14 protein-coding genes are annotated in these 14,516 nt (G+C 62.7%); 5 read left to right on the top strand and 9 right to left on the bottom strand.

Annotated features, from left to right (window positions below):
* Window positions 1-130: 130 nt before the first annotated feature.
* The 4 genes from HAD_RS07435 to HAD_RS07420 are packed head-to-tail and all read right to left on the bottom strand — an operon-like array spanning window position 131 to window position 3,885.
* Window positions 131-1,165: a hypothetical protein gene (locus HAD_RS07435; RefSeq protein ID WP_051596011.1), complete on the bottom strand. Its 1,035-nt coding sequence runs from the start codon at window positions 1,163-1,165 to the stop codon at window positions 131-133.
* Window positions 1,166-1,169: 4 nt separating this feature from the next.
* A complete protein-coding gene (locus HAD_RS07430) occupies window positions 1,170-1,868 on the bottom strand; it encodes a DUF6498-containing protein (protein WP_035570264.1) in 699 nt (232 codons plus the stop codon).
* A 20-nt stretch (window positions 1,869-1,888) separates the two neighbouring features.
* Window positions 1,889-2,557: a M23 family metallopeptidase gene (locus HAD_RS07425; protein ID WP_084331818.1), complete on the bottom strand. Its 669-nt coding sequence runs from the start codon at window positions 2,555-2,557 to the stop codon at window positions 1,889-1,891.
* Window positions 2,554-3,885, bottom strand: coding sequence for a flavin-containing monooxygenase (locus HAD_RS07420; protein ID WP_035570259.1), 1,332 nt, complete (start codon window positions 3,883-3,885; stop codon window positions 2,554-2,556). The genes HAD_RS07425 and HAD_RS07420 overlap by 4 nt, the downstream gene beginning before the upstream one ends.
* 90 nt (window positions 3,886-3,975) lie before the next feature.
* On the opposite strand from HAD_RS07420, the gene HAD_RS07415 reads away from it, so the two are divergent.
* Window positions 3,976-4,455, top strand: a complete 480-nt coding sequence (locus tag HAD_RS07415) for a PaaI family thioesterase (protein ID WP_051596009.1) — start codon at window positions 3,976-3,978, stop codon at window positions 4,453-4,455.
* Entirely contained in the window at window positions 4,455-4,886 is a 432-nt protein-coding gene (locus HAD_RS07410) for a PaaI family thioesterase (protein ID WP_051596008.1), read from the top strand. Before HAD_RS07415 ends, HAD_RS07410 begins: the two co-directional genes overlap by 1 nt.
* 80 nt (window positions 4,887-4,966) lie before the next feature.
* Here the strand turns inward: HAD_RS07410 and HAD_RS07405 are convergent, their stop codons facing one another.
* Complete coding sequence (locus HAD_RS07405) at window positions 4,967-6,142, bottom strand: serine hydrolase domain-containing protein (RefSeq protein WP_051596007.1); 1,176 nt, start codon at window positions 6,140-6,142, stop codon at window positions 4,967-4,969.
* Window positions 6,143-6,186: 44 nt separating this feature from the next.
* Between HAD_RS07405 and HAD_RS07400 the strand changes: the two genes are divergently transcribed.
* Together HAD_RS07400 and HAD_RS07395 are read left to right on the top strand one after the other, a co-directional pair.
* Window positions 6,187-6,519 (top strand): hypothetical protein, encoded by a 333-nt coding sequence (locus HAD_RS07400; protein ID WP_035570255.1) that lies wholly within the window; start codon window positions 6,187-6,189, stop codon window positions 6,517-6,519.
* A complete protein-coding gene (locus HAD_RS07395; RefSeq protein WP_035570254.1) occupies window positions 6,516-6,956 on the top strand; it encodes a DUF6265 family protein in 441 nt (146 codons plus the stop codon). The genes HAD_RS07400 and HAD_RS07395 overlap by 4 nt, the downstream gene beginning before the upstream one ends.
* A gap of 16 nt (window positions 6,957-6,972) precedes the next feature.
* On the opposite strand, the gene HAD_RS17880 is transcribed toward HAD_RS07395, so the two are convergent.
* The 3 genes from HAD_RS17880 to HAD_RS07380 all read right to left on the bottom strand — a co-directional run bounded on the left by HAD_RS17880 (window position 6,973) and on the right by HAD_RS07380 (window position 11,887).
* Window positions 6,973-7,833 carry a DUF3298 and DUF4163 domain-containing protein gene (locus HAD_RS17880; protein WP_051596006.1) on the bottom strand — a complete coding sequence of 287 codons (861 nt, stop codon included), beginning with the start codon at window positions 7,831-7,833 and terminating at the stop codon, window positions 6,973-6,975.
* Between the two features lie 10 nt (window positions 7,834-7,843).
* Window positions 7,844-10,978 carry a bifunctional proline dehydrogenase/L-glutamate gamma-semialdehyde dehydrogenase PutA gene (gene putA, locus HAD_RS07385; RefSeq protein WP_035570253.1) on the bottom strand — a complete coding sequence of 1,045 codons (3,135 nt, stop codon included), beginning with the start codon at window positions 10,976-10,978 and terminating at the stop codon, window positions 7,844-7,846.
* 123 nt (window positions 10,979-11,101) lie between these two features.
* A complete protein-coding gene (locus tag HAD_RS07380; RefSeq protein WP_035570252.1) occupies window positions 11,102-11,887 on the bottom strand; it encodes a GGDEF domain-containing protein in 786 nt (261 codons plus the stop codon).
* Between the two features lie 131 nt (window positions 11,888-12,018).
* Between HAD_RS07380 and HAD_RS07375 the strand changes: the two genes are divergently transcribed.
* Complete coding sequence (locus tag HAD_RS07375; protein WP_337956292.1) at window positions 12,019-13,317, top strand: glycosyltransferase family 4 protein; 1,299 nt, start codon at window positions 12,019-12,021, stop codon at window positions 13,315-13,317.
* Here HAD_RS07375 and HAD_RS07370 read toward each other — a convergent pair whose 3' ends face one another.
* Complete coding sequence (locus tag HAD_RS07370; protein ID WP_035570251.1) at window positions 13,318-14,436, bottom strand: substrate-binding domain-containing protein; 1,119 nt, start codon at window positions 14,434-14,436, stop codon at window positions 13,318-13,320.
* Window positions 14,437-14,516 lie beyond the last annotated feature (80 nt).

Genomic DNA, 14,516 nt, shown 5'->3' with positions numbered 1-14,516 from the left:
TGCCATCCTCACCTGCAAACCATCGTGGCCGAAGGCGTCATCATGTGTCAACTTTATAACATCGCATAGCTGCGATGCACTTCATCTCAAAAAATTCAGGGAATTACGTATTGTCAGGGATCCGGACGGCTTAACGGGACGACCCCGTGACTCTCCAGACAAGGCCCGTCTCAGAGACGCTGCAATCCACGTCCATGAACATCCTCTGCGAATGTACCGCACCGCGCCAGATCTCGATCCAGCAAGACAGGAGCGTATCGCGCTCCGCACCCTCCAGCCCGCGGACGATCCGCAGGCCGGTCTGGTGCAGGACGGCCCCGTCATCAAAGGGGTCCACCCGGCACTCGTCCCCCATGCCGGCGAACATGGCAGCGAGGAAGCCTGCCGCCTCTTCCGGGCCGCCATCCCTGCCGCCAACCGCCTCTGCCATGTGCCGGTAGTGCTGCAGGCCCGTCAGCCGTGCCGCGAGATGACAGAGTTCCAGCGCACGTTCACGCCCGAGCACATTCACCAGTTCGCGCACGCCATTGCGGATATATTCCACGGCATAGTTCCGGTTGGCCTTGGCAAGGCGTTCCGCGTTCCATTCCCCGGGCGGCGGCTCGGGCTGTTTCGCCGGATCGAAAGGCGGCGGACGCTCATCCGGCGCAAAGACGAGGCGTTCGTCTTCGGTGAGGTCGTGATCATATTCCCGGAAATAGCCACAGAGGCCGAACTGGCCGGTCATGTCCTCCGACACGCACACAAAGCCAAGCCGCGGATTGCCAAGCGACACGCCATTCTGGCCATACCAGCCGCGCAGGAACCCCCGGCTCGCCTCCACCGGCACACCGCAAATCACCGCGCCGTCATACATCCAGCGCGGATACCGGAAGCGGACCCAGGCCTTCGTGTCGCTCTCTTCCATGTATTCGACGGCCACGCCGCCGACGCCATTGGACAGGACGTGATATTTCGCACACGCCACAGCATCCGGCAGGCCGTCGAGCCCCAGTTTGCGGAAGCTTGAGAGGAACTTGTCCTCATGCTGGCGGCGGAACAGGCGGAACATCCAGTCGCCGACAACTTCCGGCCCTTCGCGCGTGGCGACCATCAGCTCAAGGCCCAGCAGGTACTGGTGATGCAGTTCGGCCTGCGCCTCGATCGCGGGAATATTCAGCGTCATGTCCCTACCCCGCTTCTGCCACGGCATTCAGGGTCTTGCTGCCGGCACCTTCGATCTTCCGTTGGCGAAGCATGTTCAGGAACATGCCGAACCCGACCCTCAGCATGATCAGGATCAACACGCCCATCAGCGGCTGTCCGAACGCCAGCATCAGGCCTGCGCCGAGGATGATCGCCACGTGCAGCGTCACGATCCGGCCATAAGGCGCGAACATTTCCACGGGCAGCTGCGTGTTCCGGAAGTCGCCGCGCCCGATGAAATCGACAAGGTAAAAGAGGGTGTTGACGAGGATGATCGCCCCCACGAACCAAAGCATGTAGGGCCCGGTGCCGAGCGCCCAGTCGATCAGCGTCTGCATGCCGCTGACCCCTGGCGCGGCATGTCCGACATCGCCGCCCGCAAAGGCGCTCAGGAAGATGCCGTGGCCGAAGCAGAACATGCCGTAATGTACGGTGAAAAACGGGACCATGAACAGCGCGATGGGAATGTTGAGCAGATTGGCGGCAATCGTGCCCAGCATGCGCAGGACGGTGAACGCCCCAATGACCAGGTTTTCCAGCCAGTAGAGCGCGACCAGAGGCACAGCTTTCCAGCCGAAGAACACCACGGCGATCACAGGCAGCAGATCGACCAGCAGGGTCAGCCAGGCCATCGGATCACGATAGGCCCGGGCAAACAGGTCAGGATCGAAAAAGCGGTTCATTCCGGTTTGTTCGTCATCTGTCAGCTGCCCGGATTATAGGCCGGAAACTCGAACGGATTGCGCGGTGCAAGCCCTTTGGACCCTCTCGGATTGTTGTAGTTGCCGGTCAGGATTTCAAAATGGAGATGAATGGCGGTCGCATTGCCGGATTGGCCCATCATGCCGATCTGCTGGCCGAAGCCCACTTCGGAACCGGCACGTATCCCGTCTGCAAAGTAAGCGAGATGGGCGTAGCGGGTGTAGACGCCGCCGCCATGGTCGATCAGGATCATGTTTCCGTAGCCGGTTGAAACCCGCGCTTCGAGGATACGCCCCGGAGCCGCCGCATAGATCGGCCCGGCCGGAATGGATTGCAGGTCGATCCCGTCATGGCGCCTGGCAGAGCGAATGCCGAACCCGGATGACAGGCAGACATCGTTCGAGGGCGCGGTCGCCATGACGACAGAGCCCACGACGATGATCGGCTTGTAGTCGACCACCCAGAAATCCTTGTCCATGGGCGGCGCGTTGGTGACGTAAATGCCCCCGCAGGACCGGAGGTAGGCATTCGGCTGGAAGCTGCCCTGCGCGGCGGAGACCTGCGGCGGGCCTGGCGGCGGCGTATAAGTCCGCACCCGAGTGGGGGCTGGCGATGATGCACAGCCAGCAAGGAAGACCAGTGTGAGTGCAGCCCCCAGCAGCTGCCTCATGCGTGAACTTTCGCGCGTTTCATGCCCTTCTCGATCTCCTTCTGCAGGTCGCGGCAATAGAGGTTGAAGTCCACCTGCATGCGGTGGCGCGGGCTGTCATAGAAGTGCCCGAGGTGCTCTTTCTCGTCTGCGACCGTGATGCGCTCCATTTCGGCAGCATCGGGGAAAGCGTACTCGCCATCAAGGGCGGCGGCCACCAGTTTGGACTGCTGCTCGGCAAAATTCACAAGCGTCGGCAGGGGCTGGGCAAGGCCCAGGAAGAAGATCGTCTCCCGTCCCGGTTTCACCATGCGTTTGTACAGCGGGAAGACATTTTCCTTCGGCGTCAGGTCATCCTGCTTGAGGAACGGGAAGGTCACATTATAGCCAGTCGCCCAGATGATCGCGTCGACCTTTTCGCGCGTGCCATCGGTGAAGACGACGCCGTCGCCATCCAGCTTTTCGATGCCGGGTTTCGGCGTGATGTCGCCGCAGCCAACACGGGTCAGGAACTCCCCCGATACGGAGGGGTGGCCCTCCAGCGGCTCATGGTCCGGCTTCGGCAAGCCATAGTCTTCCATCATGCCGATGGTTTTCTTGATCTTGGCGCGGGCGAGCTTGCGACCGAGGCTGGACGGCATCCAGGACGGCAGCACCGCCTTGTCGGCCGGTTTGCCGTCCATGTATTTCGGCATCACCCAGACACCACGGCGCATGGAGATGAACAGTTTCTCCGCCAGCGGACGCTGGGACAGTTCCGACGAGATATCCATCGCGGAGTTTCCGGCCCCGACGATCATCACGCGCTTGCCGCGGAAGTCATAGGGCTCGAACGGGTCAGTGTAGTTGTGGGAATGAACCTGGTAACCATCGAAATGCCCGGGATAGGTCGGCGTGCGCGGGTCCCAGTGGTGGCCATTGGCGACCACGACGGCATCATATTCGCGCGTCTCCCCGGTCGACAGCGTCACTTTCCAGCGGCCGCCCGGCAGGTCCTCGACATTGGTCACCGCCGTGTTGAAAGTGATCGTCTCGCGCAGGCCGAAATGGTCCACATAGTCATGGAAATACTGCAACAGCTGGGCGTGATGCGGGAAATCCGGCCAGTCCTCCGGAACGGGATAATCCTCAAAGGCCAGGCGCCATTTGGACGTGTCGATGTGCAGCGACTGATAGCAGGACGAGGCCCCATTGGGGTTCTTGTAGTACCAGTTCCCGCCGATATCGTCCGACATTTCGAAACAATCATAAGGCAGGCCCCGGTCTTTCAAGCGTTTGGCCATTGTAAAGCCCGAACATCCTGCACCAATGATGCAGGTCTTCGGTTTGCCCGTTCCCTCGAATGCCATAGCTTCCTCCTGACCTGCGGTCATGTGTATGTTCTTTTCTGCCCGGATGTTATCCGAGGCGAAAGGCAGGTCAAATGAATGAGGCCCCAGATGGAAGATGACGCGACGCCAACTGCCGAACCCTGGCAGGTCATGGGAGAAAACCTGGAAATCATGACCGGCGGCATCCCTTGGGGACGCCGGATGAGTTTCCGCGTCACCAAGCTGGAAAAAGGCCACGTCTGGGGCGTTCAGCCCTGGAAAGAACGCCTTGTCGGCGATCCGGACACAGGCGTGATCCATGGCGGCGTGCTGACCTCATTCCTCGACAACCTCTGCGGCATGGCGGCGAGTTCCGCGCTCGACAAGGCCCGCTTCGTTTCCACGCTGGACTTACGTATCGACTATATGCGCGCGGCCGAACCGCACCGGGAAATCCTCGGTGAGGCGGAATGCTACCACATCACCCGCAGTGTCTGCTTCACCCGTGCCTGGGCCTATCACGAGAGCCGGGACAAGGTGATCGCCACCGCGGCAGGTGCCTTCGCCATCAACAAGCCGCGCTCGGTTGAATCGCTGAGGAAATCTTGATGGCTGACGAACACCTCCCCACCCGCGGCGAACAGGTACAGGCCTTCCTGGCCCGGACCCCGATCGCGCAGGAAATCGGCATGCGTTGCGAAGTCATGGGCGACGAGATGACAGCGGTCATGCCGTTCCAGCAGAAACTGATCGGCAATTTCACGATTCAGGCCCTGCACGGCGGCGCCATTGCCACCTTCCTGGAGCTGACCGCCATGGCACAGGTCTACCTCGTGACCGAGCACCTGGAACGCCCGCCCCGGCCGATCAACATCACGATCGACTATCTCCGCCAGGGCCACGCCAAGGACACGTTTGCCCGCGCAACCATCACCAAGATGGGCCGGCGCATGTGCTCGGTCCGGGCCGAGGCCTGGCAGGACGAGCGGTCAAAACCGGTCACCAGCCTTCTGGCGCATTTCAAGGTGGGCGGCGACTGAGGGGGTCGATAAACGCCCCCGCCAGACACTCAAGAACACCCTCTACAGACCTTCTATAGACCCTCTATACGGCGCGTCTTTTACGGAAAAGCGCGTGTCAGGGTCTTGTTCCATTCAAGGTCTGCGTTCCAGTTGGCATCGTTCTCTTCCATCAGTGCGAGGCGGACGATGATCAGATCCCGGCCCGGCGCGATCCAGATTGTCTGGCCTTCATGTCCCTGGGCATAGAACGCGCCTTCGCCGCCGGGGACCAGCCAGAAGCCCGCGCCATAGAAATCAATTGCCGCGTCCGGCGGCGGTGTGCGGGTCATATCAACCCAGCCTTCCGGTAACAGACGCTCGCCTTCCCACACTCCGTCACGCAGGTAGAGCAGGCCGAATTTCGCATAGTCCCGCGCCGTGGCCCAGACATGCGACCCGCCGAGATAGGTGCCGGCGAGATCAAACTCCGGCTGGGCGTCCATGCCGAGCGGATCGAACAGGACCTGACGGATCCATGCCGTCATGGGTACATCTGCGGGCGGGCAGGCGCTATCCGGCGCCCCGGCCTCCGGCGCAGCCTCCACCAGCGCAGTTGAGCACCGGCTCTCGATCCCGATCAGCCCCTGAAGGGCCCGGCCAACAAGACTGAAACTTGCGGTCGAATAGTTCCAGTGCGTGCCGGGGTCATACTTCAGCGGGAAATGCTCGCGGATATATTCGATCACATCGAACTGCCCTGCCCCGTACATCATCCGGGCCACATCATTGTCCTCGAGGATGTCGGACTCGAATTCGAGATAGTCCAGCCCGTCCGTCATGGTCATCCATTGATGCCATGTAATGGCCGCACGCGGATCATCCGTGTCGAACAGGCCTGGCATGGGCGCGTCGATATCGTCGATCAGGCCGAGTTGGCTGGCACGCCCCACCAGTGCCGATGTCACCGACTTGGCGAGGCTCCACGACATCTGCCTTGTCTCCGGACCAAAGCCATCCCGGTAGACCTCGGCCACGAGTTTCCCGCGATGGATGATGACGACGGCCCGTGTCTCGCCGCCAAGGTCACCGCGTCCGCCAACCATCGCGATGTCGAGCAGTTCGTGCACCCTGTCGGCTGCTTCTGGTGGAAGGTCGCCCGTTTCCCAGCCCCGGGTCGGCCAGGCCACCCCCTCCGGCTGGGCCGGCAGCGGCACCAGCGCGTGATCCTGAGCCTGTGCCGAAGCCAGCGGCGCCAGAACGAACATAAAGCAGAAGAGGAATATGTTGCGCACCATGGCGCCTATCTCCTATTGTCCTACTCCGGACATAGGGGAAAAAAGTGAAGAACGTCAAAGCACTTCTGGTCGCAACTGGGATTATTTCGCTCGCAACCGCAGCGGGAATAGCTTTTTACCCCAACCAGCAGGTAGCGCATGCGGACGAACTCGCGCATGCGGAGATTCTGGTCTCGCTGGGTGCCAAGCAGGTCTGTTCCTGCCTTCATGTCGCCGGACGGGAAATGGAGAGCTGCCAGGGTGACTTCACCTTCGACATGACCGGTATAACCTATACGGACGAAAACAATATAACCCGCGCGTCGTCGCATGACGGCCAGGTCAGTGCGCAGGCGAAGTTCACGCCGGGCCTTGGCTGCACATTGGTCAAACCATGAAACGCGCCCTGGCCGCCACGCTCCTGCTGGGGGCCTGCACTGCAGCGCCGGACATGGACAGCGGGCATCCGCTCGGCTGGATCAGCGGCTGTTGGGAAAATGCCGATGGAGACTATCGCGAAGTCTGGTCCGCGCCGGATCATGGCTACCTGTTCGGTTACGCCCTGGCCCTGAAGGGAGATGCGGTCACCTTTTTCGAACAATCGCGTATCGATCCCGGCGCCGCCTATACATTCAATGCCTATCCGGCCGGCAAGGGCCCTGCCCGCTTCACCGAAGTCGAACGCGGTGCGGCGCATATCGTCTTCGCAGACGCGGACCATGATTACCCCCAGCGCATCCGCTATGCGCGCGAGGGCAACCGGATGACGGCGGAAATTTCCCTGCTGGATGGCTCAAAGGGCCAGGGCTTCGCGTTCCGCGCTTGCCAGAATTAAGGGCCGGGACTGACCGTCAGTCGCCGAAACGCTGAATGTCCGCCGGTTCCCCGCCAAACAGGTCTGCATATTCCGGCTTCAACAAATCATGGAAATCCGCCTGCGGCAGGGTGATGTGATACGCCCCTTCCGCATACGAACCGATTTCATAAGGGGCATAGTGCAGGACGAGACCGCCCAGCTTGCCCTCTTCCGTGGACGCGGCCAGGCTGACCTCTCCGGCAAACAGGTTTGACCCGGCGAGAGCGTCTTCCGCCTCACCGCGAAACGTCTCCCGGTTGTCAGGCGACCCGCTGCGCGCTGCCTTGGCGGAGGCGATGCCGTCGAACACATCCGGCGCAAGGGCGCTGGCTGCGGCTTCCTTGTCGGTGAACAAGTCTCCGGCCTGCAGCCTGTCCCCGGTCGCCGTATCGTAGATGCGGGCATCGGTCATGTAATTGCCGTGCGCGCCGCCGGTAAAGGTGAAGATGAAGCCTTCCAGCCCCGCCAGCGATCCCGCCGCGCCCGTCACGCGCCAGTCGATCTTCAGGCCGTAGGGCCGGAAATATTCCGGATCGGCCTCTTTGTAGGCCAGCGCATCCTGCTGCATCACCTCGATCCGGCTGTTCGCGTCTTCGATGAGGTCTGCCGCGATGGCAGGATCGAATGCGAAAATCGCCTCCTCGAAGCGGGCGTCGGCCTTCAGCACGTCATTATCCACCAGCAGAAAGCGCGGCATGTCCGCGGTGCTGGCCACCTGCGGATCGGCCGCCGCGTCGTCTGTTCCGGCCAGCTGGACGGTCGCGCCGGGCATTTCAGCGGTGTCGCCCGCCTGTCCGCAGGCACCGGGAACGGTCGCCGTCAAAAGGGCGGCGGACAGGAACAGGGCGTGTTTCATCGGTCTATCCCTACAGGCTGAGCAGTTCGGCGTCACCGCCCTGTGCCGTGATATTCACCGTCAGCGCCCTTTCTGCGGCGAAGCGGTGAAGATAATGCGGCCCGCCCGCCTTGGGCCCGGTGCCGGAAAGCCCTTCCCCGCCGAAGGGCTGGACCCCCACCACGGCCCCGGTCATCGACCGGTTCACATAGGTGTTGCCCACCGGACAGGCGGCCCGGACCTCCTTGTAGAAGCTGTCGAGGCGCGAATGCACGCCCAGCGTCAGGCCATAGCCCTTGGCGTGGAGTTTGCCGCCGACTTCGTCAATGTCGTCCGGATCGTAGCGGATCACATGGAGGATCGGGCCGAACTTCTCTTCCGTAATCTGATCGAGCGAGGAAATCTCGACCAGGGCCGGGCCGAAGCCATACCCCTCCTGTCCGATGATCCCGGCGTCGACCTGGTGCAGCACTTTCGCGCGCGATTTCATGTCCTTGAGGTGTTCCTGCAGCATGCTGCGGGCCTCTTCGTCGATGACCGGGCCGATATCCGTTTCGGGCAAGGCCGGGTCGCCCAGCTTCAGCTGATCCATCGCGCCTTTCAGGCCTTCGATCAGATGGTCGGCGGTGGCCTTCGGCAGGAAGGCGACGCGCAGCGCCGAACAGCGCTGGCCAGCCGATCCGAAGGCGGAAAGGATCATGTCGTCCAGCACCTGCTCGCGCAGGGCGGTCGTGTCGACAAACAGACCGTTCAGGCCGCCGGTCTCCGCGATCAGCGGAATGATCGGGCCGTCGCGTTCCGCCAGCGTGCGGTTGATCATGCGGGCGGTATTCGTGCCGCCGGTAAAGCAGACACCGGATATCCGGGGATCGGATGTCAGCTTCGCGCCCACCGTCTCGCCCTTGCCGGGCAGCAGGTGCAGCGCGTCGACCGGCAGGCCGGCCTTGTGGAACAGTTTCACCGCCTCGAACGCGATCAGCGGCGATTGCTCGGCCGGCTTGGCAACAACCGTGTTGCCGGCCGCCAGCGCCGCCGCGAGCTGGCCGGTGAAGATGGCCAGCGGGAAATTCCACGGACTGATACAGCAGAACACGCCCCGGCCGTGCAGGGACAGGTGATTGGTCTCCCCCGTCGGTCCCGGCAGGCGCATGGGGGCTGCGAAATCCTTCTCCGCCCCCATCGCGTAGTAGCGCAGGAAGTCGACCGCTTCGCGCACTTCGGCGATGCCGTCATTCAGCGTCTTGCCGGTCTCCCGCGCCATCAGGGCGATGAGGCGGGACATGTTGTCTTCCAGCGCTTCGGCCATGGCGCGCAGATGGCTCGCGCGCTGCGGCCCGCCCAGCTTGTCCCAGTCCGGCTGGAATTTGACGGCGGCATCAAGGGCGCGGTCCATCGCCGCTTCGCTTGCTTCCTTGCAGGCACCCAGAACCGTCTCCGTATGGAAGGGCACGCGGCAAAGCTCTCCCCCGCCCGTCTCCGGCTTGCCGGACACGATGGCGCCTGCCGCAATGGCCGGGCTGTCGCGGAAGACACGGATCGCTGCAGCGATATCGTCGCGGACATTCTGTTGCGACAGGTCCATGCCGGACGAGTTGCGGCGCTCCGGCCCGTAAAGGCGTGGCGGTGTTGGAATGCGCGGATGGCGGCGCGGCCCGGCTTCCACCTTGGTGATCGGATCAGCGACGACCTGTTCGGCCGGTACGTCCGGATCGAGGAAGGAGTGCACGAAACTGGTATTGGCGCCATTCTCCAGCAGGCGGCGGACAAGATAGGGCAGCAGGTCCTTGTGCGCCCCGACCGGTGCATAGACCCGCACCCGCTTGCCAGCCTTCGCCGCGCCATACAGCGCCTCACCCATGCCGTGCAGGCGCTGGAATTCAAACTTCGTCACGCCCATGGAGTCCGCCATCAGGTCCACCGTGGCCAGCGTGTGGGCATTGTGGGTCGCAAATTGCGGATAGAGCACCGGGCTCGCCTCCAGCAATTGCTTCGCGCAGGCGAGATAGTGAAAGTCCGTACCCTGTTTGGTGGTGAAGACCGGGAAGTTCGGGAAGCCCTCGACCTGGGCGTGCTTGATCTCGCTGTCCCAGTAGGCGCCCTTCACAAGGCGCACCATGAAGCGCTGGCGCGTATCGCCTGCCAGCTGCTTCAGTTTCTCGATCACGCCGCGGGCGCGTTTCTGGTAGGCCTGAACGGCAATGCCGAGCCCGGTCCAGTCTTTCAGCGACGGTTCACGCGCCAGGCTTTCGAACAGCTTCAGGGACAGCACCAGCCGGTCCGCTTCCTCCGCATCGAGACAAAGACCGATATTCGCCTTGGCCGCCTGCTGGCAGAGGCCGAGCAGGCCGGGATAGATCTCGGCCAGAACGCGGTCTTCATTCACCGCCTCGAACCGCGGGTGAAGCGCAGACAGTTTCACCGACACGCCATTGGACGCTTCCGGCGGGGCCGATTTGTCCTTGCTGGCGGCGACCTGTTCGATCGCGCTCTGATAGGCCTTGAGGTATCGTTCGGCGTCGGCGGTGGTGCGGGCGCCCTCCCCCAGCATGTCGAAGCTGAAATGTGCGGCATCGCCCTGGCGCACCATGCGGCCGCCGCGCTTCAGCGCGTCCTTCACACTCCGGCCAAGGACGAATTGCTCGCCCATGATCCGCATCGCCTGCATCATGGCCGCGCGGATCACCGGCTCGCCGCTTTCCCGCACAAGGCCGGAAACGAATTGCCCCGGTCCCTTCTTGGCCGCCGCCGGCACGCCGATCACGCGGCCCGTCAACATCAATCCCCAAGTGGAGGCATTGACCAGCCAGGATTCCGACTGGCCCTGATGGGCGCCCCAATTGCCGGAACGGATCTTCTCGGCGATCAGGTCGTCGCGTGTTTCAGCATCCGGCACACGCAGCAGTGCTTCGGCAAGGCACATGAGGGCGAGCCCCTCGGCGTTGGACAGGCCAAACTCCTCAAGGAAGCTTTCCATCATCCCCTTGCGCCGTCCCGTCGCCCGCGCCGTTTCAACAAGGTCCAGCGCACGCCGCATCGCCGACTGGCGAAGATCGTCACTGACCGGCGTCTCTTTCAGAAGCTCTTCCAGCAGGGCTTCTTCATCGACGAACTTGTTTGAATCGAGCGCATCCCAGACATACTGGGTTGTGACGAGTGTATCGGCCATATGGGGTTCCGTTTGTTGCCAAATGATAAGGGTGACCTTCCATGTGGCGTGCCAGCCCCGTGCGCGTCAATGGCGGGCACTGAGGACTTACGCTGGATTTTACGGAAAACCGGTAATGACGGCCTAGTGCATCATTGGCTGGCAGCCAGCCTGTTCGTGGCGCACGAATTCGACCCTGTTGCGGCCATTGTGCTTGGCGGCATAGAGCCTTTCGTCAGCCTTCCGGTAGAGGTCGCTGAAGGGCACCTGGCTGTCATAGGCAACGCCGCCGACACTGACGGACAATTCGTGCCGCGCGCCGCCGGGGCTGAAGTCCGCCGCGGCAACAGCCCTGCGGATCCGTTCTGCTGTTGCAGAGGCAAGCTCCGGGGACTGACCCGGAATGAAGACACAGAATTCCTCGCCGCCCAGACGGCCGACAAGGTCTGTCTCGCGGACGGCGGACCGGATCGTCCCGGCAATGAGCTTCAGCGCCTCGTCGCCCGTGACGTGCCCGAACCTGTCGTTCACGCGCTTGAAGTGGTCAACGTCGATCACCAGCAGGGCACCGCCCTGGTTCCTGCTTTCGGACTTTTCGGCTTCCTCGACCCGCTTCATGTAGCCATCGACCATCTCGGTGAAGGCCCGGCGGTTCAGAAGGGTTGTCAGGCTGTCGGTCGATGCGACCGTCATCAGCTCCGTGTGTGCCACGGCCAGCTGCTGCATCTTGCTGAGTAGTATGTAGAAAAATGGCGGCGCCAGGAGGAGCGGGATGACCAGATTATTGAACGGGTCCTTGCCCCAATTCCAGCCGCCACTGGAAAAATTGTAGCTGTCGAACGCGAAGGCAAATGCGATGCAGACGGCCGTGCCGATGGCCGTGAAGGCCCAGACACGGGCGCGGCCCCTGGCCGACCAGTCAATTCTCAACTGAGGGTGCACCCGGCTCATCATGCGAGAATGCACGGATATTACTTAAAAATTCGCTGATGTAGAATATTTTATCCGCCGTCACGGCAAATCCGGGCAGGCTGTCCGCGCTGACGGCCTGCGCTGCGGGGTTGCGGCCTGTACAGATATCGCCACAAGAGGCACCGGAAGGCGAAGGAGATTCAGGCCTTTACCATACCGCCCAAGCCCGCCATGTTGCGCGCGGCTGCGTGGCATCGATGGGAGTCCACATGCGGATCATGCTCGTGACAGACGCCTGGGACCCTCAGGTCAACGGCGTCGTGCGCACCATGAAGCGCGTCATCGCCGAATCCGAGGCGATGGGCCATGAATGGGAAATTGTGCACCCCGGACAGGGATTCCTGACCACCCCTCTTCCGACCTATCCGGAAATCAAGCTCGCCCTGTTCGCGCGCGGCGAAATCGAAGAGCGGTTCAACGAATTCGAGCCGGACGCGGTCCACATCGCGACCGAAGGGACGCTCGGCATGGCGGGCCGAGCCATGTGCCTGAAGATCAAACACCCCTTCTCGACCGCCTATCACACGCGCTTCCCGGAATATGTCAGCGCCCGCCTGCCGATCCCGCTGTCCTGGGGCTACAATTTCGTACGCTGGTTCCACAAATATTCTGGCAAGGTGATGGTGCCGACGCCCTCCATGGTGGAGGAACTCCGGGCCAAGAAATTCATCAACCTCGTCGCCTGGGGCCGGGGCGTGGATACAGACCTCTTCCACCCGTCCCGCCGGATAGAGGAAGGCCAGCCGGGCGACCCGTTCGAGGGCCTGCAGCGCCCGATCTTCCTGAATGTCGGCCGCGTGGCTGTGGAAAAGAATATCGAAGCCTTTGCCGAACTGGACCTGCCGGGCACAAAGGTGATCGTCGGCGACGGGCCCCAGCGCGAGGAACTCCAGAAGCGCTATCCGGACGTGAAATTCCTTGGCGCGCGGTTCAATGAAGATCTCGCAACCGTCTATGCCAGCGCCGACGTTTTCGTCTTCCCCAGCCTGACTGACACGTTCGGCCTGGTCGTTCTGGAAGCCATGTCCTCCGGCACACCGGTTGCCGCCTTCGATGCCACCGGCCCGCGTGATGTCATCCCGGGCTCGAATGCCGGGACGGTCACACCGGTCGGCGGGGACCTCGCGGCCGGCGCGGTCGCCTGCCTCGAGCTCGACCGGGACACCTGCCGGAAATATGCCGAAGGCTACAGCTGGCGGGCCTGCGCCGAGGCGTTCATCGAGAACCTCCAGCCCCTTCCGGCTCCGGCCCGGAAACGTTTCTGGCAGAAGATCCGCCTGCGGCGGCGCAAGAAACCGCTGGAACTTGTGATCCCGCCGCTGCTGGACCTCAGCCCGAAGCCCAGGAAAGGCCCGGACACGCCGGATGGACCTGACGAAAAGTCCTGATCAGTCCGCGCCGTCTTCCGGCGCCACTTTCAGCTGCGCCGCCCGCACCTGCTCTGCCGCGCGATCTTCATCGGTCAGAGGGATCAGGCCCTTGTCCAGCAGGTAACCATCGGGGCCCATCGCGCCATCCGACACGAATTCCTGCACAAATTCGGCAATACCGGGCACGAAGCCCAGATTCTCCCGCTTCACATAAATGAACAGCATGCGGGAAAGGCCATAGTCGCCATCCTTGATGTGCACGAAATCCGGTGGAACCCCCGACAGCAGACCGGCTTTCACGCGGTCTGAATTCTGTTCCAGGAAGGAAAAGCCGAGAATGCCGATCGCGGTGGGTGTCTTTGTCAGCGCCTGGACCACTGCCGCGTCGTTCTCGCCGAAATCGATCCAGGCCCCATCGGTGCGGATCGTCCGGGCCCGTTGCAGGAAGGTGGTTTCGTCCGCATCGCGCAAGGCCGCCATCTGCGGGTCCTCCAGCGCGCCATGCTCCATGCCCAGCTCGACAAAGGCATCGCGCGTGCCGGAAGTCGGCGGCGGCCCGAAGACGAGGATCGGCTCATCCGGGAGGGAGGGGCTCACCTCGTTCCAGGATTTGTAGGGATTGGGCACGAACCCGCCCTGCCCGTCCGGCAGGTCCATGGCGAGAGCGCGATAAAGCTCCGCCTTGGTAATATCGAAATCCGGCCCCGCCTTGGAATTGGCGATGACGATGCCATCATACCCGACACGGATTTCGGCAGGATCGTTGACGCCGTTCGCGGCGCACAGCGCCAGCTCTCCGCTCTTGATCGGACGCGAGGCATCCGAGATCGACGGCCGCGACGGTCCTGTCCCCAAGCAGAATGCCTTGAACCCACCCCCCGTGCCGGTCGTTTCGACCACGGGCGTCGGCCATTCGGTGACCGCACCGAACTGTTCGGCAACCGCCGTGGCAAAGGGCGAGACCGTGGAGGAGCCGACGATCTTGATCTTCTCCACATCAATGCCGGTGATAGCGGGCGTCACGATCCGGTCGCCCACTTCCAGTTCGGACAGATCCGTGCGCCCGCACGCCGCCGACAGCAGCAAGGCCGCCGCAGCAAGGATAGGCGCAAAGGCCGGAGGAAGTGCGCGTGTCATGCCGAATGCTTTCCCAGTTGCGCCTGCATCTATCCGGAATCCGGGGCGACGCCAAACATCGTAGGGCTTCTTCAATAACT

It is taken from the genome of Hyphomonas adhaerens MHS-3, from assembly GCF_000685235.1.
GTDB lineage: Bacteria > Pseudomonadota > Alphaproteobacteria > Caulobacterales > Hyphomonadaceae > Hyphomonas > Hyphomonas adhaerens.
Note: the sequence above shows the minus strand (reverse complement) of the source record. Positions and strands in the feature narration are given on the sequence as shown.

Excerpts from the sequence above, each read along its gene's own strand:
- HAD_RS07435 (WP_051596011.1), bottom strand. The coding sequence starts at position 1,165 with ATGACGCTGAATATTCCCGCGATCGAGGCGCAGGCCGAACTGCATCAC.
- HAD_RS07430 (WP_035570264.1), bottom strand. The coding sequence starts at position 1,868 with ATGAACCGCTTTTTCGATCCTGACCTGTTTGCCCGGGCCTATCGTGAT.
- HAD_RS07425 (WP_084331818.1), bottom strand. The coding sequence starts at position 2,557 with ATGAGGCAGCTGCTGGGGGCTGCACTCACACTGGTCTTCCTTGCTGGC.
- HAD_RS07420 (WP_035570259.1), bottom strand. The coding sequence starts at position 3,885 with ATGGCATTCGAGGGAACGGGCAAACCGAAGACCTGCATCATTGGTGCA.
- HAD_RS07415 (WP_051596009.1), top strand. The coding sequence starts at position 3,976 with ATGGAAGATGACGCGACGCCAACTGCCGAACCCTGGCAGGTCATGGGA.
- HAD_RS07410 (WP_051596008.1), top strand. The coding sequence starts at position 4,455 with ATGGCTGACGAACACCTCCCCACCCGCGGCGAACAGGTACAGGCCTTC.
- HAD_RS07405 (WP_051596007.1), bottom strand. The coding sequence starts at position 6,142 with ATGGTGCGCAACATATTCCTCTTCTGCTTTATGTTCGTTCTGGCGCCG.
- HAD_RS07395 (WP_035570254.1), top strand. The coding sequence starts at position 6,516 with ATGAAACGCGCCCTGGCCGCCACGCTCCTGCTGGGGGCCTGCACTGCA.
- HAD_RS17880 (WP_051596006.1), bottom strand. The coding sequence starts at position 7,833 with ATGAAACACGCCCTGTTCCTGTCCGCCGCCCTTTTGACGGCGACCGTT.
- putA (WP_035570253.1), bottom strand. The coding sequence starts at position 10,978 with ATGGCCGATACACTCGTCACAACCCAGTATGTCTGGGATGCGCTCGAT.
- HAD_RS07370 (WP_035570251.1), bottom strand. The coding sequence starts at position 14,436 with ATGACACGCGCACTTCCTCCGGCCTTTGCGCCTATCCTTGCTGCGGCG.